General features: G+C 64.5%; 21 protein-coding genes and 1 other RNA gene. 9 read left to right on the forward strand and 13 right to left on the reverse strand.

What is annotated here, in order from left to right; genetic code table 11:
* On the reverse strand, positions 1–256 hold a 256-nt coding region (locus CCD76_RS17080), incomplete at its 3' end, for a protein-export chaperone SecB (protein ID WP_143543312.1).
* Positions 257–308: 52 nt separating this feature from the next.
* Positions 309–731 carry a rhodanese-like domain-containing protein gene (locus tag CCD76_RS17085; RefSeq protein WP_087720621.1) on the reverse strand — a complete coding sequence of 141 codons (423 nt, stop codon included), beginning with the start codon at positions 729–731 and terminating at the stop codon, positions 309–311.
* 530 nt (positions 732–1,261) lie between these two features.
* Between CCD76_RS17085 and gpmI the strand changes: the two genes are divergently transcribed.
* The 3 genes from gpmI to CCD76_RS17100 all read left to right on the forward strand — a co-directional run bounded on the left by gpmI (position 1,262) and on the right by CCD76_RS17100 (position 5,704).
* Complete coding sequence (gene gpmI, locus CCD76_RS17090; RefSeq protein WP_087720622.1) at positions 1,262–2,866, forward strand: 2,3-bisphosphoglycerate-independent phosphoglycerate mutase; 1,605 nt, start codon at positions 1,262–1,264, stop codon at positions 2,864–2,866.
* A gap of 45 nt (positions 2,867–2,911) precedes the next feature.
* The gene (locus tag CCD76_RS17095; RefSeq protein WP_256961357.1) at positions 2,912–4,090 is read left to right on the forward strand and encodes a murein hydrolase activator EnvC family protein; all 1,179 of its coding nucleotides are present in this window, start codon (positions 2,912–2,914) and stop codon (positions 4,088–4,090) included.
* A 174-nt stretch (positions 4,091–4,264) separates the two neighbouring features.
* A complete protein-coding gene (locus CCD76_RS17100) occupies positions 4,265–5,704 on the forward strand; it encodes a S41 family peptidase (RefSeq protein ID WP_087720623.1) in 1,440 nt (479 codons plus the stop codon).
* Positions 5,705–5,823: 119 nt separating this feature from the next.
* Here the strand turns inward: CCD76_RS17100 and CCD76_RS17105 are convergent, their stop codons facing one another.
* From CCD76_RS17105 to CCD76_RS17120, 4 genes are all read right to left on the reverse strand, one after another.
* Positions 5,824–7,062, reverse strand: a complete 1,239-nt coding sequence (locus tag CCD76_RS17105) for a UbiH/UbiF/VisC/COQ6 family ubiquinone biosynthesis hydroxylase (RefSeq protein WP_256961358.1) — start codon at positions 7,060–7,062, stop codon at positions 5,824–5,826.
* 66 nt (positions 7,063–7,128) lie between these two features.
* Entirely contained in the window at positions 7,129–8,370 is a 1,242-nt protein-coding gene (ubiH, locus tag CCD76_RS17110) for a 2-octaprenyl-6-methoxyphenyl hydroxylase (protein ID WP_087720625.1), read from the reverse strand.
* A gap of 116 nt (positions 8,371–8,486) precedes the next feature.
* Complete coding sequence (gene pepP, locus CCD76_RS17115) at positions 8,487–9,824, reverse strand: Xaa-Pro aminopeptidase (protein ID WP_087720626.1); 1,338 nt, start codon at positions 9,822–9,824, stop codon at positions 8,487–8,489.
* Positions 9,825–9,928: 104 nt separating this feature from the next.
* On the reverse strand, positions 9,929–10,561 hold the full coding sequence (locus CCD76_RS17120) for a UPF0149 family protein (protein WP_087720639.1): 633 nt from the start codon (positions 10,559–10,561) through the stop codon (positions 9,929–9,931).
* A 269-nt stretch (positions 10,562–10,830) separates the two neighbouring features.
* Between CCD76_RS17120 and CCD76_RS17125 the strand changes: the two genes are divergently transcribed.
* The 3 genes from CCD76_RS17125 (at position 10,831) to CCD76_RS17135 (ending at position 12,369) form a co-directional block, all read left to right on the forward strand.
* Positions 10,831–11,151 carry a cell division protein ZapA gene (locus tag CCD76_RS17125; protein WP_087720627.1) on the forward strand — a complete coding sequence of 107 codons (321 nt, stop codon included), beginning with the start codon at positions 10,831–10,833 and terminating at the stop codon, positions 11,149–11,151.
* A gap of 341 nt (positions 11,152–11,492) precedes the next feature.
* A non-coding RNA gene (gene ssrS / locus CCD76_RS17130) (6S RNA) lies at positions 11,493–11,677 on the forward strand.
* 2 nt (positions 11,678–11,679) lie between these two features.
* Positions 11,680–12,369 carry a 5-formyltetrahydrofolate cyclo-ligase gene (locus CCD76_RS17135; RefSeq protein ID WP_256961359.1) on the forward strand — a complete coding sequence of 230 codons (690 nt, stop codon included), beginning with the start codon at positions 11,680–11,682 and terminating at the stop codon, positions 12,367–12,369.
* A gap of 469 nt (positions 12,370–12,838) precedes the next feature.
* Here CCD76_RS17135 and ilvA read toward each other — a convergent pair whose 3' ends face one another.
* On the reverse strand, positions 12,839–14,356 hold the full coding sequence (gene ilvA, locus CCD76_RS17140) for a threonine ammonia-lyase, biosynthetic (RefSeq protein WP_087720628.1): 1,518 nt from the start codon (positions 14,354–14,356) through the stop codon (positions 12,839–12,841).
* Positions 14,357–14,543: 187 nt separating this feature from the next.
* Here ilvA and rpiA point away from each other — a divergent pair, with 187 nt between their 5' ends.
* The gene (gene rpiA / locus CCD76_RS17145; RefSeq protein ID WP_087720629.1) at positions 14,544–15,215 is read left to right on the forward strand and encodes a ribose-5-phosphate isomerase RpiA; all 672 of its coding nucleotides are present in this window, start codon (positions 14,544–14,546) and stop codon (positions 15,213–15,215) included.
* A gap of 382 nt (positions 15,216–15,597) precedes the next feature.
* Positions 15,598–16,029, forward strand: coding sequence for a CBS domain-containing protein (locus CCD76_RS17155; RefSeq protein ID WP_087720631.1), 432 nt, complete (start codon positions 15,598–15,600; stop codon positions 16,027–16,029).
* Positions 16,030–16,144: 115 nt separating this feature from the next.
* Here CCD76_RS17155 and CCD76_RS17160 read toward each other — a convergent pair whose 3' ends face one another.
* On the reverse strand, positions 16,145–17,140 hold the full coding sequence (locus CCD76_RS17160) for a 2-hydroxyacid dehydrogenase (protein WP_087720632.1): 996 nt from the start codon (positions 17,138–17,140) through the stop codon (positions 16,145–16,147).
* Between the two features lie 153 nt (positions 17,141–17,293).
* On the opposite strand from CCD76_RS17160, the gene CCD76_RS17165 reads away from it, so the two are divergent.
* The gene (locus CCD76_RS17165) at positions 17,294–18,241 is read left to right on the forward strand and encodes a histone deacetylase family protein (protein ID WP_087720633.1); all 948 of its coding nucleotides are present in this window, start codon (positions 17,294–17,296) and stop codon (positions 18,239–18,241) included.
* On the opposite strand, the gene CCD76_RS17170 is transcribed toward CCD76_RS17165, so the two are convergent.
* From CCD76_RS17170 to CCD76_RS20685, 5 genes are all read right to left on the reverse strand, one after another.
* Entirely contained in the window at positions 18,163–18,483 is a 321-nt protein-coding gene (locus tag CCD76_RS17170; protein WP_143543313.1) for a glycosyl transferase family 90, read from the reverse strand. The genes CCD76_RS17165 and CCD76_RS17170 overlap by 79 nt on opposite strands.
* Positions 18,484–18,599: 116 nt before the next feature.
* The gene (waaA, locus tag CCD76_RS17175) at positions 18,600–19,883 is read right to left on the reverse strand and encodes a lipid IV(A) 3-deoxy-D-manno-octulosonic acid transferase (protein ID WP_087720634.1); all 1,284 of its coding nucleotides are present in this window, start codon (positions 19,881–19,883) and stop codon (positions 18,600–18,602) included.
* Positions 19,884–19,889: 6 nt separating this feature from the next.
* On the reverse strand, positions 19,890–21,320 hold the full coding sequence (gene hldE / locus CCD76_RS17180; protein WP_087720635.1) for a bifunctional D-glycero-beta-D-manno-heptose-7-phosphate kinase/D-glycero-beta-D-manno-heptose 1-phosphate adenylyltransferase HldE: 1,431 nt from the start codon (positions 21,318–21,320) through the stop codon (positions 19,890–19,892).
* Entirely contained in the window at positions 21,310–22,419 is a 1,110-nt protein-coding gene (locus CCD76_RS17185) for a glycosyltransferase family 9 protein (RefSeq protein ID WP_087720636.1), read from the reverse strand. Before CCD76_RS17185 ends, hldE begins: the two co-directional genes overlap by 11 nt.
* Positions 22,420–22,600: 181 nt before the next feature.
* On the reverse strand, positions 22,601–22,879 hold the full coding sequence (locus CCD76_RS20685; protein WP_087720637.1) for an ATP-grasp fold amidoligase family protein: 279 nt from the start codon (positions 22,877–22,879) through the stop codon (positions 22,601–22,603).
* Between the last annotated feature and the right edge of the window lie 68 nt (positions 22,880–22,947).

Below are 22,947 nucleotides of genomic sequence, written 5' to 3' on the forward strand. Positions count from 1 at the left end.
CCGTCGCGCCATCTTCGTTGTTGGAGACCTGCGCGGTCACCTTGACCACGACTTCGTACAGATCTTCGCCCACCGATTGGCTGGTGGTGTCGAGATCCAGGCCGACCTTGGGCTTGAACGGCTGCTGGAACACGCTGGGCGCATTGGGCGATTCGAACGAGATGTCCTTCACGTAGATGCGCTGCAGGGAGAACTGCAGCTGCGGCTTATCCTGAGAACCGCCCTGAGAACCCTGCTGATTGTTGTCTTCCGCCATGATGCGTTTCCTTTACGTTCCTGAATGACTAGCGTGAATGAGTGCCCGGCCTCTAGCGCCGCACTACCGGCAGGCCGTCGGCCTGCCACTGCGCCATGCCGCCCTTGAGCTTGTAGACCCGGGAAAAGCCCGCCTGAGTGAGTTCGGTCACCGCAGCGCCCGATGTTTGGCCCTGCTTGCAGACCACGATCACCGGGGTGTCCTTGTGCTTTTCGATTTGCGGCAGGCGATCCTTGAGACGCGACTGGGGAATGTTCTTGGCGCCGGCGATGTGGCCCGCCTTGAACTCGTTGCTCTCGCGGATATCGATCACCACGCCGTCTTCGCGGTTGATCAGCGACGTGGTTTCGTTGGTGGAGACACCGGAGGCACCGCCACGCTTGGCCTCGAACGCCAACCAGGCGAGGAGGACGACCAGGAAGGCGCTGACCAGCAGCGGGTGGTTTTCGACGAATTCGAACAACTGATCGATCATGGGTCTGCCGACACTCTAATTCTGGGGCCAATGGGATCGCAAAACGCCGGCATGGCGTGCGACTCCGCCCTTGGCGCGTCTGCGTCAAACCGCGTCTTGCAATCCGGCATGGCGCCTTGGTTGCTCGGGACGCGAACGGCTGAAAATCCTGGCCCGTTAGGAGCCTGTCGGGCTTAGCACTGATCTGCTGCGAATTCCGGGCTTTTGGCCAACTTCATTCGATCGGATGCGTTAAATAGCGGGCTATTCGCCTTATCCGATCGATGAACTTGACTCAAAATCCGTTTTTCTCGCGACGATCGGCCAAGCCCGGCAGACTCCTGGCGGGCGCCGGCCATTATACACGAGGGCGTCGGTGAAACGAGGCAAGGACGGCGGGCGTGCCATTCCCGCCGGATGGCTGACCCGACTCGCCGGGTGCGCTATCCTCTGAAGCCTTGATTCCAGAATGACAGCTTCCAGTCTCTCTGGTTCCAAACGCTAGGTTCCGACACGACTCACCCCGTTCATCCGATTTTTCGAGGCTTGTCATGGCAGATACTTCCAGCATTCCGCGTCCCGTCGCGCTGTTGATTCTCGACGGCTATGGCCAGAACGACAACAGTGCCAACAACGCCGTTGCCGCCGCCGACACACCGGTCATGGATCGCCTCAAGCGCGATTATCCCAACACTCTGATTCATACCGACGGCCCTTACGTGGGCCTGCCCGACGGCCAGATGGGCAACTCCGAAGTCGGCCACATGAACATCGGCGCCGGGCGAATCGTCTATCAGGATTTCACCCGTATCACCAAGGCGATCGAAGACGACGAGCTGAAGACGATCGAAGCGCTGACCGCGCCGATCGACGACGCCGTCGCCAACGGCAAGGCCGTCCATCTGATGGGGCTGCTCTCCCCCGGTGGCGTACACAGCCATGAAGACCATCTGCTGGCAGTCGCTGAGCTGTCCGCCGCACGCGGGGCCAAGCGAATCTACCTGCACGCCTTCACCGACGGCCGTGACACCGCACCCAAGAGCGCTGGTGCTTCGATCGAGCGCGCCAACGCCAGGCTGGCCGAGCTGGTCGGCGCCGAGAACGGCTTCGTTGCCTCGCTGGTCGGGCGTTACTTTGCCATGGACCGGGACAATCGCTGGGATCGTGTCGAGAAGGCCTACCGCGTGGTGCGCTTCGGCGAAGGCGACTACGTCGCCGAGAGTGCCGAAGCCGGGCTGGCCGCCGCCTATGAGCGTGGCGAGACCGATGAATTCGTCAGCGCCACCGCCGTGCGCCCCAACGGCGACAAGATCGTCATGGCCGATGGCGACGCCGCGCTGTTTCTCAACTTCCGCGCCGACCGCGCGCGCGAGCTGACCCGTGCATTCGTCAATCCGGACTTCGACGGCTTCGATCGCGGCAAGCGCGTCCAGCTGGCCGGCAAAGGGCTGGTGATGCTGACCCAGTACGCCGACGACATCGACGCGCCGGTCGCCTTCCCGCCCCGGAATCTGGTCAACACGCTGGGCGAAGTGGCCGCGAGCCACGGCCTGACCCAGCTGCGTATCGCCGAGACGGAGAAGTACGCCCACGTCACCTTCTTCTTCTCCGGCGGCCGCGAGGCCAAGTTCGAGGGCGAAGACCGGGCGCTGATCCAGTCGCCGAAAGACGTCAAGACCTACGACGAAAAGCCGGAGATGAGCGCCTTCGAACTGACCGACACGCTGGTCAAGGCGATCGAGGATGGCAAGTACGACCTGATCATCTGCAACTACGCCAACGGCGACATGGTCGGCCATACCGGCGATCTCGATGCCGCCACCAAGGCGATCGAGGCCGTCGATGTCTGCCTGGGCCGCGTCGTCGAGGCGATCCAGAAGGCCGGTGGCGAGTGCCTGGTGACCGCAGACCATGGCAATGCGGAGATGATGGTCGACCCCGAAACCGGCAATCCGCATACCGCTCACACCACGTTCATGGTGCCGCTGGTCTATGTTTGTCAAAATCAGGTTTGCCAAAACCAGGCCGGCCGCAACAAGTCCGTCAGCCTCAAGCCAGACGGGCGGCTCTGCGACCTGGCGCCGACACTGCTGCACATGCTGCATCAGCCCGTTCCCCAAGAGATGACCGGTAACGTACTGATCGATGATGCGTGACGTCGGCATACCGCACTTCATTCGCCATGACAGGGTCCGCCCGACGTGAGTCGCCAGCAGGACGGGCCTGTTTTTCGGCGTGGCCCGATCAGCGGTGGCATCGTCTGTTTGCTGGTCGGCAGCCTGCTGCTGGCCGGCCCCGTTTTCGGCCAGGCCAACCCCCGGGAAGCCCGCGCCAGGCTGGATAGCCTGGCAACCGACATTCAGGCGCTGCAGGGCAAGCTGGAAGAGACCCAGGCTGCCCGCGGCGACGCCCAGGATGAGCTGGAACAGGTCGAAACGGCGATCGGCCAGACCCACAAGCGTCTGGATGCCCTGCAGGCCGAGCGCCGTCAGCTCGATGGCGAAGTCGACAAGCTTCAGCAGCAGCGTCAGTCGCTCGCCGCCGATCGCGAACAGCAGCGCGAGGCGCTGGCACGCCAGTTCGATGCGCTCTATCGCCTCGGCACCACGCCCCAGCTGAAACTCCTGCTCAACCAGGACGATCCGGCCGAAGTCGATCGGCTGCAGCACTATCTCAATGCGCTGTCGTCGGCCCGCCAGCAGCGACTCGAAGAGCTCCGCTCGCTGAACCGGCAACTGGACGACAACCTGGCGGCGCTCGATCAGCGCCGCTCGCGGCTGAGCGAGGTGCAGTCCGATCTCGAGGGGCAGCGCCAGCAGCTGGCATCGCGCCTGAAGGAGCGCCAGGCGCTGGTCGCCAGGCTCGACGGGCGCTATGACAGCGAGCAGGCACGGCTCGAGGATCTCAACCAGGATCGCGCGCACGTCGAGCGCCTGCTGGATCGCATGCAGAAGGAGCTGGCCAGCCTGAAGAAGCCACCGCCTTCCACCGCCATCCGCAAGACCCAGGGCGATCTGCCGTGGCCGGTGCAGGGGTCGATGCTGTCGAGCTACGGCAGCGGCGACGGCGTCAATCGCAACGGCATCCTGATCGGTGCGCCGTCGGGAACCGCCATCAAGGCCGTGCATGCCGGCCGGGTGGTCTTCGCCAACTGGATGCGCGGTTTCGGCAACCTGCTGATTCTCGATCACGGCGATGGCATCCTGACGCTCTACGCGCACCTGCAGCAGATCGACGTCGACCCCGGCCAGCAGGTCGCCAACGGGCAGACCGTGGGTGCCGTCGGCAATACCGGCGGCCAGTCGCGTCCGGCGCTCTATTTCGAGGTGCGCCAGAACGGCAACCCGATCAACCCCGGCAACTGGATCGGCAAAGGCTGATCGAGCGCTGGATCATCGACCCGGCGAAACGCTATGCTGGGTTATCAAACGCCGTTCCGTTCTCGGACCGGCTCGGTGTCGTCAGACGCTTTTCCATACGCCGCAGCTATCGGGTTCGGCGTGTCGAGATCGGCGCCGGCAACGCATCTATCCAGCTCGAGTCGCGGAGACTGCATGAATTCAAGCCGCCCGAACCCACGGCCTTTCGGTACAGGTCTGCTCGCCCAAAAGACCTGCCCGACAGCACGTCGCACGCCGAAGACGGTTTCCGCCCCTGCGCTTCTCGGCTCGCTGCTGTTCACGCTGGTGCTGGCCACGGGCCTGGCTCCCGCCGCCCAGGCGCAGGACGTCGAGACCGACAACGCGCTCAGCCAGGCCGAGCAGGATGCCGCCAACGGCTTGCCGGTCGAGGATGTCCAGACCTTCGCCGAGGTCTTCGAGCGGATCAAGCGCACCTACGTGGAGCAGGTCGACGACAAGACGCTGCTGCGCAACGCCATGCGCGGCATGCTCAGCCAGCTCGACCCGCATTCCGAATATCTCGACGCCGACGCCTTCCAGAACCTGCGCGAAACCACCGAAGGAGAGTTCAGCGGCGTGGGTATCGAGGTCGGCCTGCGTGACGACCAGCTCACCGTCATCGCCCCGATCGACGACACCCCCGCCGCCCGCGCCGGCGTTCAACCGGGCGATCGCATCGTGGCCATCGACGGCACCCCGACCAACGATCTGAGCCTGCAGGAAGCCGTGGACCTGATGCGCGGCGAGGCCGGCACCGATATCGAACTGTTGCTGCTGCGCGACGGCGAGCAGGAACCCCGCGACGTGACGCTGACACGCGAATCGATCCAGTCCGAGAGCGTCTCCAGCCGACTGCTGGAGCCCGGCTACGGCTATCTGCGCATCAGCCAGTTCCAGAGCCGGACCGGCGAACAGACCCGCGTGGCGCTGGCGTCGTTGATGAAGTCCGGGCCGCTCGAGGGCCTGGTACTCGATCTGCGCAACAACCCCGGCGGCGTGCTCTCCAGCGCCGTCGACGTCGCCGACCAATTCCTTTCCAGCGGCCTGGTGGTCTATACCAAGGGCCGGCTGGCCGACGATGACATGCGATTCACCGCCCACGCCAAGACGACCGCTCCCGACGTGCCGCTGGTCGTGCTGATCAACGGCGGCAGCGCTTCGGCGGCGGAGATCGTCGCCGGTGCGTTGCAGGATCAGGGCCGCGCCGTGCTGATGGGAACCCGCAGCTTCGGCAAGGGCTCGGTGCAGCAGGTCATGCCGCTCGGCAACGGCGACGGTCTCAAGCTCACCACCGCGCGCTATTACACCCCCAGCGGCCGCTCGATCCAGGCCGAGGGCATCGCCCCGGATGTCCGCGTGGTGCGCGGGCGGCTGGAAGTCGAAGAGAGCAGCGGATTCCAGCTGCGTGAATCCAGTCTTCGCGGCCACCTGCTGAACGGCGATGCCGATCAGGCGATGGACGATCCCGATACCCCGGTCGCCGCCGACGATTATCAGTTGGGCGAAGCGTTGAACCTGCTCAAGGCGCTCAATGTGGTGCAGCGGCCTCGATCGGGGCAAAGTGCCAAGAGCGGCGAAAGCACCACCCCCTGAGCGGCGCCTCGGAATCAGACTGGAAAGACGCGAAACGGCTGCCTATCGGGCAGCCGTTTTGGTTCGGCGGGTCACAGCTTAGAGGAGTCACAACTTCGGCGGGTCACGACAGGGGTCGATTACCGACACCGCTCGGGCAGGTCGCCATATTCGCCCAATGCCTGGCGGATCAACAGCCGTTTGACCGGCATCAGCCGATCGACACCGGAAAGGCCCCAGTTGCGGGCGAGCCGCAGCGCCGGCTGGCGGCTACCGAACAGTCGCTGGAAGCCTTGCATGGCGGCGAGCATGGCCGCGTTGTCGTTGCGCCGGCGACGCTCGTAACGGGCCAGGATGCGCCTGTCCCCCGGCGGGGCGCCGCGGTGCCGGGCGCGGATCCACTCCTCGGCGAGAACAGCGGCGTCCATCAGCCCGAGATTGACGCCCTGGCCCGCCAGCGGATGCAGGCTGTGGGCCGCATCGCCGACCAGCGCCAGACCATCGTCGACGTAGCGCTGGGCGTGACGCTGGGTAATCGGGAAATGGGGTGCCGCGTCGATGACCTCGACATCGCCCAATCGCCCTCCCAACCCCTGCGCCAGCTCGACCCCTAGACGGTCTCGCCCTTCGTCGGTCTCGCCCAGCGCCGTCAGTCGCCGGGCCTCGCCGGGCGTGGTCGACCACACGATCGAGCAATGGTCGTCCCGCCCCTCGACGATCAGCGGCAGGAAGGCCAGCGGGCCGGTGGCGAGAAACGCCTGGCGAGCCACACCGCCATGGCCGACGCCGGTGCGCACCGTGGTGACCATGGCGGCCTGACCGGTATCGCGCTCACGAACCGGGATTCCCGCCATGCCGCGCAGCGGGGAGTTCGCGCCATCGGCTCCGACGATCAGCGGCGCCCGGCGCTGTTCGCCATTGTCCAGCGTGATCACGGCCTGCCCGGCATCGCGAACGTAGCCGGTCAACCGCACGTCCGACAGCCACTCCACGCTGGGCAACGCCTGCAGGCGCTGCGCCAGCGCCGCCAGCAATAGCTCGTTCTCGACGATATGCCCGAGCGCGTCGACGCCCACGTCGTCGGCATCGAACCCGATCTCGCCGCTACCCTCGGCATCCCAGACCCGCATGCCGCAATAGGCCGCCACCCGACGCGCGGCCAGCCAGGGCCAGACATCCAGCGATGTCAGCAGCCGCTGCGATGCGGCGGTCAGGGCGCTGACGCGTAATGCCGGCTTGCCCTGCCCCAGGGTTTCGTCGATCTCGGGCGCGGGCGCCGCATCGATGATCGTCACCCGCCAGCCGGCTTCCCCCAGCAGCAGGGCCAGTGTCGAGCCGACGATGCCTCCACCGATGATGAGTACATCGCTGTCATCCATTACGCGTTTTCTCCTGTGCACTCGCATTGTCTAACCTGGCTCGCCTGTCTGATGTGGCTCGCATGCTTAACGCTCGATCCCCATCGCACGCCTTGCCAGCGTCCGACGCAGCGGCCCCAGCGCATTGAGCCCGATCAGGCCCGCAGCACGCGCATGGCCCAGCGGCGCATGATCGATACCGAAGAGTCGGATCAGACCATCGCTGAAGCGCACGATCTGCCGGGTATCGGCCGCCCGCGCGGCCTCGAACTCTTCCAGCGTCTTTGGATCGCCGGCGGAACGACTTTCCGCCCGTGCCGATTCGATGGCGGCTGCCAGGTCCATGACGCCACGCAGCGCCAGGTTGAACCCCTGACCGGCGACTGGATGCAGCGCATGGGCGGCGTTGCCCAGTATGGCGAGATGCGGGCGAGTCGTCTCCCGTGCCGTGACCAGGGAGAGCGGATAGCTGTGCCGCTGTCCCACACGGCGAAAGCGCCCCGCACGGTCGCCGAACGCCTGCTGCAAACGCTCGAGGAACACGCGATCGGAGAGCGCCAGCGTCTTTTCCACCTCGCCTTGCCGATGGGTCCAGACCAGCTCCATCCGGCGGCCGGCGAGCGGCAGCAGCGCCATCGGCCCTTCCCGCGTGAAGCGCTCGAACGCCCAGCCATCGTGTGCCTGGCTGACTTCGATATTGGCGATCAATGCGGTCTGTTCGTACGGATGATGCTCGCTCTCGATGCCCAGGCGCTCCTTGAAGCCGCCACGGCCGCCATCGGCCAGCACGGTCAGGCCGGCATGGATGATCTCGCCGGTATCGAGCGCGAGACGATAGCCGCCACGTTCGGCCTCGAGCGATTCGACACGTGCCGGGCAGTACCAGTCGATCGGCAGTGAATCGAGACGCGCATGCAGCGTCCGTCCCATCCAGGCGTTGGGGATGACATAGCCCAGCGCCTCGACGCCGAGCTCGTCGGCGTGGAGCCGGGTCGCGCCCAGGTGACCGCGCTCGCTGACATGGATATGCCGAATCGGCGCCGCTTCCGTCGCCATCGCCGACCAGACACCCAGCCGCTCGAAGTGGCGCCGCGAACCGTAGGCGATCGCGCTGGCACGAGCATCGAAACTGGGCTGGTAGGCATTGGCTTCGCCGGCGCTGGGCAGCGGCTGGGGTTCGATGATCGCGACACGCAACGGCGCCCGTTCATCCGCACGCGCTCGTTCCGCCTCGATCAAGCCGCCCAGCGCACAGGCTAGACTGGCACCCACGAGCCCGCCGCCGATGATCGCCACGTCGACCGTGGTTGCTTGCTGCGTTTGAGACATCTGCGCCAGCCTCTCCATTACGATTGGAATTCAAAAGCCTCTAATCACGTGGCCTACAGGCCGTTTACACCGGTTACGTAATTTTCGAGGCATATTCGCGACTGATCAAAAAACGATCAAACCTGGCCTTGTATCAGCGCTTCGATGTCATCCGCCGCCTTGGGCACCTGCGAGGTCAGCACCTCGCCGCCGGCCTCGGTGACGACCACGTCGTCCTCGATTCGAATGCCGATGCCGCGATAGGCCGCCGGAATGTCTTCGGCATCAGGGATGTACAGTCCTGGCTCGATCGTCAGCACCATGCCCGGTTCCAGCGGCCGGGGCTCGCCATCGACCCGATAGCTGCCGACGTCATGAACGTCGAGCCCCAGCCAGTGCGAGGTCGAGTGGAGATAGAAGCGCTTGTAACGCTGGGACTCGATGCAGGCCTCCAGCTCGCCTTCCAGCAGCCCGAGCTCGATCAGGCCCGCAGTGAGATCGCGCACCACGCCCTGATGAATGGCTTCCAGCGTGGCACCGGGTTTCACCGCCGCCACGGCACGCTCCTCGGCCGCCAGCACGATGTCGTAGAGCGCTCGCTGGGCCTCGCTGAAACGACCGTTGACCGGGAACGTGCGAGTGATGTCGCCAGCGTAGAGATCGAACTCGCCGCCAGCGTCGATCAGCACCAGATCGCCATCCTCGAGCGGCGCAGCGTTCTCGATGTAGTGCAGCACGCAGGCGTTGGCCCCGCCGCCGACGATGGTGCCGTAGGCGGGCGCCCGGGCGCCGTGCCAGACGAATTCGTGCTCGATCTCGGCCTGCAGCTGATACTCGAAGCGGCCCGGGCGGCTGGCACGCATGGCGCGGCGATGCGCCAGCGCGCTGATGTGTGCCGCATGCCGCATCAGCGCCAGCTCGGCCTCGCTCTTGGTCAGGCGAAGTTCATGGATCAGGGCGCTGACATCGGCGAATCGGGTGGGAGCAATCGCCCCGCGCCGCGCTCGTGCGCTCAATTGGCTGCGCACGCTCTCGGCGATGCCCATGGCGACGGTATCCGCCAGCGGCAGGTAGAGGGTCTGCCGGCCGTCCAGCAGCTCGGTCAGGTTGTGGCGCTGGGTATTGTCGAAAGCCTCATCCATGCCGTAGTCGCTCACGGCACCTTCGGGGCCGATGCGAATGCCGGTCCAGGCCTCCTTTTCGGGATCCTTCTCCTGGCAGTAGAGAATGGCTTCGCCGGCTTCACGGCCGGGCAACAGCAGCAGCAGCGCGTCGGGCTCGGGAAAACCGCAGAGATAGTGAAAATCGCTGTTCTGACGAAACGGGTATTCGCTGTCGTGGTTGCGCGTCTTGAGCGCGGCGCCCGGCAGCAGCACGGCGCTGCCTTCCGGCAGCTCCGCCATCAGGCGCTCGCGGCGGGCGGCAAACTCTTCCGTCGAGATCGCCGCGGGGCGCGGTAACGGCTCGGGTAACATGCGTTCTCCTTGATCATTGCGCCTCGAATCCGAAGGAGACGCCTGGAATGTGGGCGTTGTTCGACGTCACGCCTCGGGCAACGGATGCCGAGGCGCGAGCGACTTCAATGCAGCGACGGCGGCGTTTCACCGTCATTGGCGGCGGCCTTGCCAGCTTCGGTCTCGGCCTGCTCGTCCTCCGGCTGTTCCACCTGGGGTGCGCCGGGGTGCTGCTCGGTATAGAGCAGCATCGCCGCCATGCGGGCGTGCTCGGTCAGCGCAAAGAGGTCGTTCTCGTTCTCGGGGTCGTCGGCGATATCGACATCGATCGCCGACAGCTGGCCGAGATCCTCCAGCGCTTCCTTCAGGGGCGATGACCAGCCCTCGTAGGTCTCGCCATCCACTTCGTTGACGACTTCGAGAAAGCCTTGCGTCCACTCCTTGAGGCCCTGGGCCCGCTCGGAGAGCGCAAACAGCTCGTCCGGCAGCAGCGGTTCGAAATTGAGCTCGGCGGCAGACAGGGCGTCCAGCGTCTGACGACGCCAGCCCAACAGGACGTCGGCATCCTCGCGGCTTTCCGGCTGCTCGACGTTGAGCGCCAGGCAGACTTCTTCCAGCCAGCCCTCCGCGCTCACATCGTGCAGGCCCAGCTCGGCGCACAGACGCCCGTCGAGAAACGCCGGTGACTGCAGGCTGCCATGCACGAGAAAGACATTGGCGACGGTGGAAAAATCGAGCTGGTCGTTGATGATCGACATGTCGGCATCCATGATTGGTGATCGCGAGCGTTTACAGGCAAGCAGCGCGGCAGCCGAGGCTGCGCGTCGCGTTGACCGCCCATAATCGGCTCTCTATAGTGACGGATCAATCGCGGTGGCAAGCGGCTGGGGCTTCGAGCCTGTTCCCGGCCTGGCCGATCACCGACTGCAGGCAGCGTGCCGAATCCTGGCGATGGCCGCTCGGCCCGCGATGCGAATGCCTGCCATCTTACCGCATCGATCTTCACCGCCCACCCCGGAGCGACATCATGAGCGACACGCCTCGCCCGACGACCGAAGTCACCCTGCTGGGCAAATCCTACGTGATCGCTTGCCCGCCGGAAGAGCAGGAGCAGCTGAAACGCTCGGCTCGCTATCTGGACCGCGCCATGCACGGCATCCATGCCCGCGGCAAGGTGCTGGGCGCCGAGAAGATCGCAATCATGGCGGCACTCAATATCACCCATGAGCTGCTGACGGCGCTGGACTCCCATCGCGCCGGCGAACAGAGCCTGAGCGACCTGAGCGAGAGGCTCGAACGCGCGCTGGCCAAGGCGGGCGAACCCGGTCAGAAGACCCCTTCCCCCTGAAACTTTCTCCTAGGGTCTGTTGACGTTTCATGCACGGCCGCGCCGGAGCCAGTTTTTGTGCGGGGCAAGGCGTGAGGAGCGTAGTTTGGTCATTCCAAATGAACGACGAATAACGCAGCACCGTGCAAAAACTGGCCCGGCCCTTCGGGTTGCGCGGCAAATGGCGCCATGCGGCGTTGCGGGATTGGAAAAGGGAACCACCCTTCTCTACATCCCGCGCCTGGCCTGGCGCCATTTGGCGCAGCAACGCGGTTCGCGCTGAAACGTCAACAGACCCTAAAACTTTCCCGAGTACCTCAATCCGTCATTGGGCAAAAAGGGTCGCTCTGCTACGATAGTGGGGTTTCCTGGAGTGTGCGCCAGTCATTACAAGTCCCTCGAGCCTATGCGCAGTACCCAGGGGGCCAAATGCTAGGCAGGCCCGTGTGCATGTCCGCGCGACGGAAAGCCTGAAGGCTTGCCTGCGGCCACCCACCTTGAACCAATAGGTTCAGGGCCAGAATGACAGCGGCACTCTGGGGAACTCTCTTGTCGTTCAAGATGACTACCGCAACGATCACCACCGAATCTGCCAGGACCGCCACGACATCGCCGATCGGCGAGTCGAACGTCGGTGGCAGCCTCGATAGACGCGAGCTGCGTCGCGAACTGCGTCGACGCCGACGCGCCCTGACCCCGCATCAACGACGCCTGGCTTCCCGCGAACTCTGTCGCCGTCTCAGAGGCCTGCCCGAGCTGCAGCGCGCCCGGCGCGTGGCGCTGTATCTGCCCAACGATGGCGAGATCGATCCGCGACCGCTGATCGACTGGCTGGTTGCCCGCCGAGCCCAGGTCTATCTCCCGGTACTGCGCCCGCTATCCGACAACCGGCTGTGGTTCGTGCGCTATCACGCCGGCACGCGGATGACGCGAAATCGCTTCGGCATCGCCGAGCCGGATACCCGCTTCGGCGCCCATCGCGCCAACCGGTTGCCGGCCTGGGCGCTGGATACGGTTCTGCTGCCGTTGGTGGGATTCGACGACGACGGCCAGCGGATCGGCATGGGGGGCGGTTTCTACGACCGCACCTTTGCCTTCGTTCGTCACCGGCGCCCCAGCCCTCGGCTGATCGGGCTCGCCCACGACTGCCAGCGCGTCGGCTCGCTTCCCGTGGCCAGTTGGGATGTGCCGCTGGATGCGATCGTCAGCGACCAGCGGATCGTCAAGCCAAGACGTTAATGAACGGTGACGCTCAAGAGGCCTGGCCGACCCCGCAAACGACAACGGCCGGCAGCGTTTCCGCTACCGGCCGTTGTCAGCCACACCCCATTGGCTTCATTTGCTGCGTCACCCGGTGACAGCCTGGCTGCCTGTGCCAGACGATCCCGCATGACTACGGGTCTCAGGCGCCCAGCAATGTCTGCGCGTAGCCCGTTGCCACCACGCCGACACCGAAGATCAATACCAATGCCATTACCAAGTCGGGCTTGCGTTTCATGTCGACTCCGCTGCGTTGGGTTCGGCCGCTGCCCCCCGCAGCGACGCGCACGACTATAGGGTCAGGCCAAAATCTTGACAAGAGCGTTTCCGGCCCAGATGACACCTTTTTCGTTACCCAACAGTATCGACATTTACACAAAAAGGTTGAGGCCGGTTTCAGGCACTTTTAGCGTCCATTTCAGCCTTTTGTGACGCCGCTCGCTCAGGTCTACGCCATGAACAACTGATAGGCCGTATTGTCGGTCTCTTTCCAGTAACGGTAGCCGATGCGATCGAAATGCTCCTCGGCATGGGCGCGATCGCCATTGGGCATCTGCAACCCCACCAGCACCCGGCCGTAGGCGGCACCGTGGTTGCGATAGTGGAACAGCGAGATGTTCCAGTCCGCCGGCAGGTGGGTGAGGAAGTTCATCAGCGCTCCGGGGCGTTCGGGGAACTCGAAGCGATAGACCTCTTCCTCGAAGCGTTCCCGGGGCCGACCGCCGCCCAGATGGCGAATATGGAGCTTGGCCAGCTCATTGTCGGTGAGATCCTCGACCGGATAGTCCGCCTCGCGCAGCCGGCGGATGACCTCTTCGCGATCCTCCCCGCCCGGCTTGACCTGCACGCCGACGAAGATGTGCGCGCCTTCGGGATCGGCGTAGCGATAGTTGAACTCGGTGACCATCCGCCGGCCGATCACGCGGCAGAACTGCTTGAAGCTGCCCGGCCGCTCGGGAATCTGCACCGCCAGAATCGCCTCGCGCTGCTCGCCCAGCTCGGTACGCTCGGCGACGTGCTGCAGGCGGTCGAAATTGATGTTGGCGCCGGAATTGATGCACATCAGCGCCTGATCCCGCGCCTGGGTCTGCTGCACGTACTTCTTCAACCCCGCCAGCGAGAGCGCGCCGGAGGTCTCCGACACGGCCCGCGTGTCGTCGAAGATATCCTTGACCGCGGCACACATCTCATCGGTGTTGACCGTGATCACGCCATCGACGTGATGGCGCAGGATCTCGAACGGCGCCTCGCCGATCTGGGCCACCGCGACCCCTTCGGCAAACACGCCGACCTGATCCAGCGTCACCCGCTCCCCGGCTTCCAATGCCGCCTTGAGGCAGGCGGAGTCTTCGGCCTCGACGCCGAACACCTTGACCTCCGGGCGCAGATACTTGATGTAGGCCGCGACACCGGCGAGCAGACCACCGCCGCCCACCGGCACGAAGATTGCATCGAGCGGGCCGGAGTGCTGGCGCAGAATCTCCATCGCCACGGTGCCCTGGCCGGCGATCACATCGAAATCGTCGTAGGGCGGAATGTAGGTATAGCCATGCTCGGCGATCAGCTCCCGGGCGTGGCTCAACGCTTCGCCGAAGGCATCGCCCCGGAGCACCACCTTGGCCCCCCAGCCACGCACCGCGGACACCTTGATGTCCGGCGTGACACGGGGCATCACGATGATGGCCTTGACCCCCATCTGCTTCGCCGCCATCGCCAAGCCCTGGGCGTGGTTACCGGCGGAGGCGGCGATCACGCCCTTGGCCTTCTGCTCGTCGTTCAACTGCGCCATCTTGTTGTAGGCGCCGCGAATCTTGAACGAAAAGACCGGCTGCAGGTCTTCGCGCTTGATCAGAATACGGTTGGAGAAGCGGCGAGAAAGGGCAGGTAGCGGGGAAATCGGGGTCTCCCGGGCCGCCTCGTAGACGCGAGCCTGGAGGATCTTCTTGACGATATCTTCGAGTTGCATTCGGGTATGTCCTGGCGAACAGCTGGGGTGCAGCGCTCCCGCCTCGAAAACGGCGGGTTATAGTGGACCCGTATTGTTAGCAGACGCCAGCCCCGAGCGTCCAGCGCCATCGGCAGCGATAGCCGCTTGCCCTATACTATCGGCCGAGCGAATGCCTCGAACTTCCTTTCAGCCTGCCGGAACCGACATGACTCAGGACGATCTCAAGCACGCCGTCGCCGCTGCTGCCCTCGAAGACATTGACAACCTTCTGACGCCCGACGCGGTGATCGGCGTGGGCACGGGCTCCACGGCCAATCACTTCATCGATCTGCTGGCGACGCGTCGGCACGATTTTCGCGGCGCGGTGGCCAGCTCGGAAGCGACCGCCGCACGGCTGAAGTCTCACGGCATCGACGTGCTCGAGCTCAACCATGTCGGTACGGTGCCGGTCTATGTCGATGGCGCCGACGAGATCGACGCCGGGCTGCGCATGATCAAGGGCGGCGGCGCGGCGCTGACGCGCGAGAAGATCGTCGCCGCCTGCGCCGAGCGCTTCATCTGCATCGCCGATGCCAGCAAGCGGGTAGAGGTGCTGGGCGGATTCCCGCTGCCGGTCGAAGTCATTCCCATGGCGCGCTCCTACGTTGCCCGCGAGATGGTCAAGCTGGGCATCACCCCGGTCTATCGGGACGGCGTGCTGACCGACAACGGCAACCGCATCCTCGACGGCTACGACAAGCTGTTCGACGAGCCGGAAGCGATGGAAGCCGCGCTGGATGCCATCGTCGGCGTGGTCACCAACGGCCTGTTCGCCCGCCGCCCGGCCGACGTGCTGCTGCTCGGTGGCGCAAACGGCGTCGAACGCTTCACCCGCTGACACCATCGATACCCGGAGGCCGGGCGTGTTGCCAGGGTCTAAACGACACAAGATCAAAGCGACATAGAATCAAAGCGGCGCAGAATCAAAGTCGCACGGGATCAAATTATGGTCCTCCCGGCCGATATACTGGCGACGGCCAGTATCCTCGTGCTCCGGCAGCTCCGGTTCGACCGACCTTGTGTTGATCGGCCTTGTGTTGATCGACCTTGTATTGATCGACCTTGTGTTGATCGACCCGGTCTCGGCCAGGCCCGGGACTCGATCCGGGGCCTGGCGTTCGAATACTGGTTCCGTCGTCCTGGCCATCGTCGATATCGATGGCGTGACTGCCTGAGGGGTCTGGTCCTTCAGGCCCGACTTCGATCAGAGGACCACCCATATGACGACCGCCAAACTCGACTCGGTAGCCGACATCATGAGCCACGATGTCGTGACATTGCGTCTGGAACAAACGCTTTTCGACGGCAACGAGTTGATGCGGGAGCACAAGATACGTCATGTGCCGGTGCTGGACGAACAGGACCAGTTGGCAGGCTTGCTCGACCAGAAGGTCGTATTGCGGGAAGCCCTGCGGATTGCCAATGACCATGGCACGCACCGCCTGGACCATTACCTCAAGCAGGTGCCGCTTGCGGATGCCATCCATCAGGATTTCCTGACGCTGCCCATCGATACGCCTCTCATCGAGGCAGGCCAGCGGCTGCTGTCCCATAGGCAGGGCGCCCTGCCTGTCGTCGACAACGACCGCCTGGTCGGTATCCTCTCCTCGGTGGACTTCGTCCGCCTGGCCGTGAACCTGCTCGAAGCGTGATAGCCTTTCGCGCGTGAGCGTCGGGCAGCCCCGAGTCCGGATAGCTGCCCTATTGTCGACCTATAGTTGCCCTATTGTTGCCTTATAGCTGCCCTATTGTTGCCCTATGGTTGCCCTAGAGCCGATTGGGACATTCGATGCCTTCGGCGAAGGCAACCAGGTTGGCGCAGGTCACCTGCGCGATTTCGCGCAGCGCTTCGACGGTAAAGAAACCCTGGTGGCCGGTGATCAGCACGTTGGGAAAACTCGTCAGGCGGGCGAAGATATCGTCGTCGATGATCTCCGCCGAATGATCGCGGAAGAACAGCTCGCTCTCCTGCTCGTAGACATCGATCGCCAGCGCGCCCAGCTGACGCGACTTGAGCGCAGCAATCACCGCCAGCGTGTCGATCAGCGCCCCGCGCGAGGTATTGACCAGCATCGCGCCGGGCTTCATCACAGCCAGTGCGTCGGCATCGATCAGGTGATGCGTCTGCTCGGTCAACGGGCAGTGCAGCGAGACGATATCGGAGCGGGCCAGCAGGGCTTCCAGCGGCACCATTTCCCCATAGGCAGAAAAGGCGTCGCTCGGATAGGGGTCGTAGCCCAGCACTTCACAGCCGAGCCCCTTGAGAATGCGCGCCATGCAAAGGCCGATGCGACCGGTGCCGACCACGCCCGCCGTCTTGCCGTGGAGCGTCACGCCCAGCAGGCCATCGAGGGCGAAATTGCCCTCGCGCACGCGATTGAACGCCCGGTGGGTCTTGCGATTCAGCGTCATGATCATCGCCAGCGCGTGCTCGGCCACCGCTTCCGGCGAGTAGGCGGGCACGCGCGCCACGAACAGGCCCAGCCGGTGGGCGGCTTCGAGATCGACATTGTTGAAGCCGGCGCAGCGCAGCACGATGGCCCGGATGCCCAGCGCGGCCAGTGCCTCGATCACCTCGGCATCGAGGCAGTCGTTGACGAACACGCAGACGGCATCGCTGCCTTCCGCCAGCGCCACGGTGCCGGCCTCGAGGCTGGCCGTCTGATAGAGCCACTCGAAGCCGGCATCGGCAAACCGGGACTCTCGGATTTCGTCGAAGAAGCGACGATCGTAAGGCTGGGCACTGTAGACCGTAATTCGCATCACATCACACTCGCAGCGGCAGGAAGCTTTCCCTAGGGTCGGTTGACGTTTCATGCGCAGCCACGCGGTTCGCGCCGAAACGTCGACAGCCCCTAGCGTAGCGAATCCCCGCATCGCCGCCAGAGACCGGTCGCCGCACCCACAGGAGGTATCGTGACCCTGCCGATCATCCACCACCCCGGTTACAGCTGCGAATGGCCCGAGCGTCATCCGTTCCCGATGGCGAAATTCCGCGCCCTGCGGGAGCGCCTATCGGCGCTGGGATTCGATGCCCGCGAAAACGTCCGCTGGATAACGCCGCGCCCGGCGAGCAGTAAAGCGCTACTGCGCACTCATACCGCAGACTACCTGCAGCGGTTCTATCTGGGTGAAATCGCCACCACCCGGCGCACGCCCAGCGGCTTCCCCTGGTCGCCGACGCTGGTCGAACGAACGCTGCTGGAAGTGGGCGGCACGCTGGCCACCGTGGCGACGGCGCTGGAAACCGGCCTGGCGCTCAACAGCGCTGGCGGCACCCATCACGCCTATGCCGATCGTGCCAGCGGCTACTGTCTGCTCAACGACCTGGCGGTCGCGGCACATGACCTGCTGGCCGAACATCGTCTCGAGCGGATCCTGATCGTCGACTGCGATGTTCATCAGGGCGACGGCACCGCCTGGATCTTCCGCCATGAACCGAGAGTCTTCACGTTCTCGATCCATGGCGAGGCCAACTTCCCCTTCGAGAAAGTCCAGGGCGATCGCGACGTTGCGCTACCCAGAGGGATTGCCGACGACGCCTACCTGCGCTGCCTCGCCCAGGAGCTGGATCCGATCCTGAGCGATTTCCGACCGCAGTTCGTGCTGTTCGACGCCGGTGTCGACGTGCACGCCGGTGATCGGCTGGGGCATTTTTCGCTGAGTACCGAGGGGCTCTTCCGCCGGGACCGGTTCGTCCTCGCGCGGTGTCGCGACCTGGGCATTCCCGTCGCGGGGGTCATCGGCGGGGGATACGACCGCGATCTCGAGGCGCTGGCGGATCGTCACGCCCAGTTGTTTCTCGCCGCACTGGCGCTGAATCCCGAGCCCAGCCGTAGCGGCGAAGGCTCAGCGGCGAACTGACCGGAAAGCACGAAGTACTTGTGCATCACCAGCAGCGAAATCAGCCGTTCGCGACGCGGGTCGAGAAACTGTGCCACGTGCGCGTTGGCATTGCGCACGATCGCCTCCGCTTCGTCGGGATGAGCGATGTAGTAATCCATCTTGGCTTCCAGATCGCCGCAGTCATCGGCCAGCGGCACGTAGTGGACGTAGGGCTCGAGCGTGCCTTCCATGAACCATGGCGAATATCCATACGAGAACATCCATCAGCCAAAAGGTCCGAGCCCTGGGAAGAGTGTCGCAGTCATATCTGACACGCTTCTGACAGGCCGAGCTTTTTTCTGACAGACCAAGCCTTCGGTGATTCCCCTGGATAACGTTACGAATCGTTCAGAAGTGCAGCGATCTTTGCTCGGGTTCGCGCCAACGCACCGCGATTGGCGGCCACGACCGCTCGCCCCGCTTCGCCCAGCTCGTGACGACGCGCGTCGTCGCTCAGCAGGGCCACGAGGGTCTCTCCCAGCGCCTGACCGTTTTCGACCTGAACCCGCGCATCGCTCTGCGCCAGGGTATCGGCAATTTCGCGCAGGTTATCCAGATGGGGGCCGCTGACCACGGCAACGCCCAGTGCCGCCGGCTCGAGCAGGTTGTGCCCGCCGACCGGCGTGAGCGATCCGCCCACGAAAGCGACATCCGCGCAGCCGTAGAGCTTCATCAGATCGCCCATGGTATCGCCCAGCAGCAGGGTCGTCGAAGCGGTCAGCGCGGAGCCGGCGCTCAGACGCTGGACCCGTTCGCCCGCCTCGAGACAGTGAGCATTCACTTCGTCGAAACGCTGCGGGTGACGAGGCACAAGGATCAACAGCGCGTCCGGAAAGCGACGCCTGAGCACGCCGTGAGCGATCAACACCTGCTCCTCCTCGCCCGGATGGGTGGAGCCTGCGATCCAGACCGGCCGCGGCCCCCAGCTTGCCCGCAGTTGCCGGCTGGCCTGTCGAGTCGCTTCGTCCACGTCGAGATCGAACTTCAATGCCCCGGTGACGGCCACTCGCGCCGATGGCGCTCCCAACTCGACGAAACGATCCGCATCCAGCGCCGACTTGGCACCGATCCAGGCGATCGTCTCGAGCATGCCTCGGCTCAGCGCGCCGAAGCGCTGGTAGAGGCGAAAGGCGCCCGCACTCAAGCGGCCGTTGGCGACCACCACCGGCACGTTCCGCCGGTGACAGGCCGCCAGCAGATTGGGCCAGAGCTCGGTCTCGGCGATGATCGCGAGCCGAGGATTCAATCGCGTGACGAAGCGTCGCGCACTGCCGGGAAAGTCCAGCGGGAGAAAATGGTGAGAAACACGACCACCGAACGTCTGTCGGACACGTTCGGCACCCGTGGCAGTCATGGTCGTGATGACGAGATCGTGATCCGGGTGGTCCTCCAGCAACGCCCGAATCAGAGGCGTTGCCGTGACGACTTCCCCCACCGAGGCTGCGTGCAGCCAGAGACGCGGGCGGCTCCCGCTGACCTGGATGAAGCCCAGGCGTTCGCGGCGTTTGTGTGTGGGTGCCCACTCACGCCATACCCGCCACCAGATCAGGGGCGACAGCAGCGTGATCGTCAGCGAGTAGAGCCAGCGCGCGAGTCGTGACGATCGTGAACAGGAACGCACCGCGACTCAGCGCTCGCGATCGAGAATGGTGTCGATCATGGTGGTGGTCGACACGCCATCCTCGAAGCCCAGCACCAGCACTTCACCGCCGTTGGCGATGACCGCTTCGCCACCGGCGATATCCTCGGGCCGATAGTCGCCGCCCTTGACCAACCGGTCCGGCAGGATCGCCTCGATCAGCCGCGCCGGCGTGTCCTCGCTGAAGGGAACCACCCAGTCCACCGCCGCCAGCCCCGCCAGCACCTGGGCCCGGCGCGCCAGGGTGTTGATGGGCCGCTTGGGCCCCTTGAGCCGCGCCACCGAGGCGTCGTCGTTGACCGCGACGATCAGGCGATCGCCCAGGCGCTTGGCCTGCTCCAGATACGCCACGTGGCCGGCGTGCAGGATGTCGAAGCAGCCGTTGGTCATCACCACGCGCTCGCCTCTTGCCTGAGCCGCACGCACCGCGCCGATGAGCGACTTTTCCTCGATGACGCCATACTCGGCGAGGCTGTCGCCATGAAGCGCGGTGTAGAGCTCCGCCACCGAGAGCACCGCGGTGCCGGGTTTCGCCACGACCAGCCCGGCAGCAAGATTGGCCAGCATCACCGCCTCGCCGAAGCCGTGGCCGGCCGCCAGCGCCAGCCCCAGCACGCCGATTACCGTATCGCCGGCACCGGTCACGTCGAAGACTTCGCGGGCATGGGTCGGCAGATGCAGCGGCGCGAGACCTTCGCGGATCAGGGTCATGCCGCGTTCGCTGCGCGTGACCAGCAGCGCTTCGAGCTCCAGTGTCGCCCGCAGTTGCTCGCCCTTCTCGGCCAGTTCGGCATCGTCGGCGCACGGCCCGACGATCGCCTCGAATTCAGTCAGGTTGGGGGTGATCACGCTGGCGCCGCGATAGCGGCTGAAATCGCTGCCCTTGGGGTCGACCAGCACCCGCTTGCCGGCAGCGCGGGCGGCGGCGATCAACGCCTCGACCCGGTTGAGGCTGCCCTTGCCGTAGTCGGACAGGATCACGACATCGGCATCACCCAACGCTGACTGGACCTTCTCGATCAGCGGCGTGGTATCGACATTCCATAGCGGCGACTCGAAGTCGAGGCGGATGAGCTGCTGGTTACGGCTCATGACGCGCAGCTTGGTGATCGTCGGCACATCGGCGCTGCGATGCAAGTGAGCACTCACATTGGCGGCTTCCAGCGCGCGCTCTAGGTGGCCGGCATTGTCGTCGTCTCCGACCACGCCGGCCAGGCTGGCCCGCCCTCCCAGGGAAGCGATGTTCAGTGCCACGTTGGCCGCCCCGCCCGGGCGATCGTCGGCGTCTTCCACCTTGACCACGGGGACCGGCGCCTCGGGGGAAATACGTGACGTGCCGCCGTGCCAATACCGATCGAGCATGACATCGCCCACCACCAGCAGGCGGGCATGCTCCAGTTGCGACAGATCAATCTTCATGCGGGGGCTCCGTTACGGCTTCGGCAAGGGCAGTATCGCTCGTTGCGGCTATCAGCCGATCCAGATGCTCGACCACGTCGTCCAGCGTGATCAATGCCATGGCATCGGCGTGGCGCACACGTGTACCCCAGTTGACGGCCTCGATGGGCTTTTTCAGATAACAGCGAACGGCATCAGGGTAGCGATTGACCACATGGTCCCGCCACAGATACGGCGCCGCACGATCCGGGTTGGTGGTGGCGTACAGTCCCAGCGTCGGTGTGCCGAGCGCATTGGCCATGTGAACCGGGCCGGAGTCCGGCGCGATCACCACGCGAGCACGATCGAGCAGGGCCAGCAAGCCCTTGAGCGAGGTGCGGCCGATGGCGTCGATGATCTCGACATCGGGGCACAAGCGCCGGATCTGCTCGCCCATGTCGCGCTCCTGCGGGCTGCCGCCACCGCTCATCACGGTTCTCAGACCATGGCGCTGCCAGGCGTGCTCGATGACCGCGGCATAGCCCTCCGCCGACCAGTTGCGGAAATTGCGCAGGCGCGGATTGGCACAGGGGCTGATGACCAGGTAGGACCGATCGCCGGTCAACTGGCGGGCTTCGTCATAGGCAGATTCCGGCACCGGCAGCGACCAGTCGAGGCGCGTATCCTCGACGCCCAGCAGCCGTGCGAAATCCATGAAGGACTCGAGCACATGCGCCCGTGGATGCGGCGCCAGCTGGCGATGCGTGAACCAGTGCTGCCAGTCCTTGGCCCGCGCCTTGTCGTAACCCACGCGGACATCGCATTTGAGGCCCAGCGACAGCACGCTGGCCCGCAGCGCCTGCTGCATGTGCAACAGCACGTCGAAACGCACGTCCGCGAGCTGGCGCCATATCTCGCGCATGCCGGCAAAACCGGTAGCCTTGTCGTAGACCACCAGCTCGACGCCATCGAGCCCATCCAGCAGGCTGTACTCGGCCTTGCCGACGATCCAGGTGATGCGCGCCTCGGGCCACTGGCGCTGCAAGGCACGCACCGTGGGGACCAGATTGCAGACATCGCCCAGCGCGGAAAGGCGCAGGATGCCGATGTGTCGAGGCTGCTCTGGCAGAGAATGCTTCATGGGGTTGACCGAATTCCCATTGGGTAAAAGCATTCATTCTAACGGAAGTTGATCAAGAAGCGTGACCGCTGCCTGCGTTCACTAAAGTTCGACAGCGGTACGCGAAGCCTTACAGAACGGGACTATCCAGATCGGCTTGCGTCTGCAAAGATAATTGACGCGGCAGGTCAAACCATTCCCCCTACTTTTCATCCATGCTATGTGGCACGAAGCGCTCAAACCCGCTGCCCGGAGTAAAAGTCATCTCACCGAAATAAACTTTTCCACTGATAGCATAAAGATCTACTCTGACATAGGAAAAGCCCTGCGACAACACGTCAGCAATCTTAATGAGATCATTTAAAGCCGGCGGCTTTTTTAATGACTCGGTTTTCTGGCTATTAGGGTATTTCACAGTCAAACATATTCTTTCCCACTCAGATGTGTAATACCTGAATCCGTGAGACCGGCCCCCAGGAATGCTTCTAACCTACTGAACTGCATGGCAATATAGCGAATATCGCCATTCACCCAGACAGTGCCATGCCC

It is taken from the genome of Salinicola salarius, assembly GCF_002179555.1.
Classification (GTDB): Bacteria; Pseudomonadota; Gammaproteobacteria; order Pseudomonadales; family Halomonadaceae; genus Salinicola; species Salinicola salarius_A.

What these genes read in the sequence shown, in the direction of transcription:
- CCD76_RS17085 (WP_087720621.1), bottom strand. Translation starts at nt 731, where the DNA reads ATGATCGATCAGTTGTTCGAATTCGTCGAAAACCACCCGCTGCTGGTC.
- gpmI (WP_087720622.1), top strand. Translation starts at nt 1,262, where the DNA reads ATGGCAGATACTTCCAGCATTCCGCGTCCCGTCGCGCTGTTGATTCTC.
- CCD76_RS17100 (WP_087720623.1), top strand. Translation starts at nt 4,265, where the DNA reads ATGAATTCAAGCCGCCCGAACCCACGGCCTTTCGGTACAGGTCTGCTC.
- CCD76_RS17105 (WP_256961358.1), bottom strand. Translation starts at nt 7,062, where the DNA reads ATGGATGACAGCGATGTACTCATCATCGGTGGAGGCATCGTCGGCTCG.
- ubiH (WP_087720625.1), bottom strand. Translation starts at nt 8,370, where the DNA reads ATGTCTCAAACGCAGCAAGCAACCACGGTCGACGTGGCGATCATCGGC.
- pepP (WP_087720626.1), bottom strand. Translation starts at nt 9,824, where the DNA reads ATGTTACCCGAGCCGTTACCGCGCCCCGCGGCGATCTCGACGGAAGAG.
- CCD76_RS17120 (WP_087720639.1), bottom strand. Translation starts at nt 10,561, where the DNA reads ATGTCGATCATCAACGACCAGCTCGATTTTTCCACCGTCGCCAATGTC.
- CCD76_RS17125 (WP_087720627.1), top strand. Translation starts at nt 10,831, where the DNA reads ATGAGCGACACGCCTCGCCCGACGACCGAAGTCACCCTGCTGGGCAAA.
- ilvA (WP_087720628.1), bottom strand. Translation starts at nt 14,356, where the DNA reads ATGCAACTCGAAGATATCGTCAAGAAGATCCTCCAGGCTCGCGTCTAC.
- rpiA (WP_087720629.1), top strand. Translation starts at nt 14,544, where the DNA reads ATGACTCAGGACGATCTCAAGCACGCCGTCGCCGCTGCTGCCCTCGAA.
- CCD76_RS17155 (WP_087720631.1), top strand. Translation starts at nt 15,598, where the DNA reads ATGACGACCGCCAAACTCGACTCGGTAGCCGACATCATGAGCCACGAT.
- CCD76_RS17160 (WP_087720632.1), bottom strand. Translation starts at nt 17,140, where the DNA reads ATGCGAATTACGGTCTACAGTGCCCAGCCTTACGATCGTCGCTTCTTC.
- CCD76_RS17170 (WP_143543313.1), bottom strand. Translation starts at nt 18,483, where the DNA reads ATGTTCTCGTATGGATATTCGCCATGGTTCATGGAAGGCACGCTCGAG.
- hldE (WP_087720635.1), bottom strand. Translation starts at nt 21,320, where the DNA reads ATGAAGATTGATCTGTCGCAACTGGAGCATGCCCGCCTGCTGGTGGTG.
- CCD76_RS17185 (WP_087720636.1), bottom strand. Translation starts at nt 22,419, where the DNA reads ATGAAGCATTCTCTGCCAGAGCAGCCTCGACACATCGGCATCCTGCGC.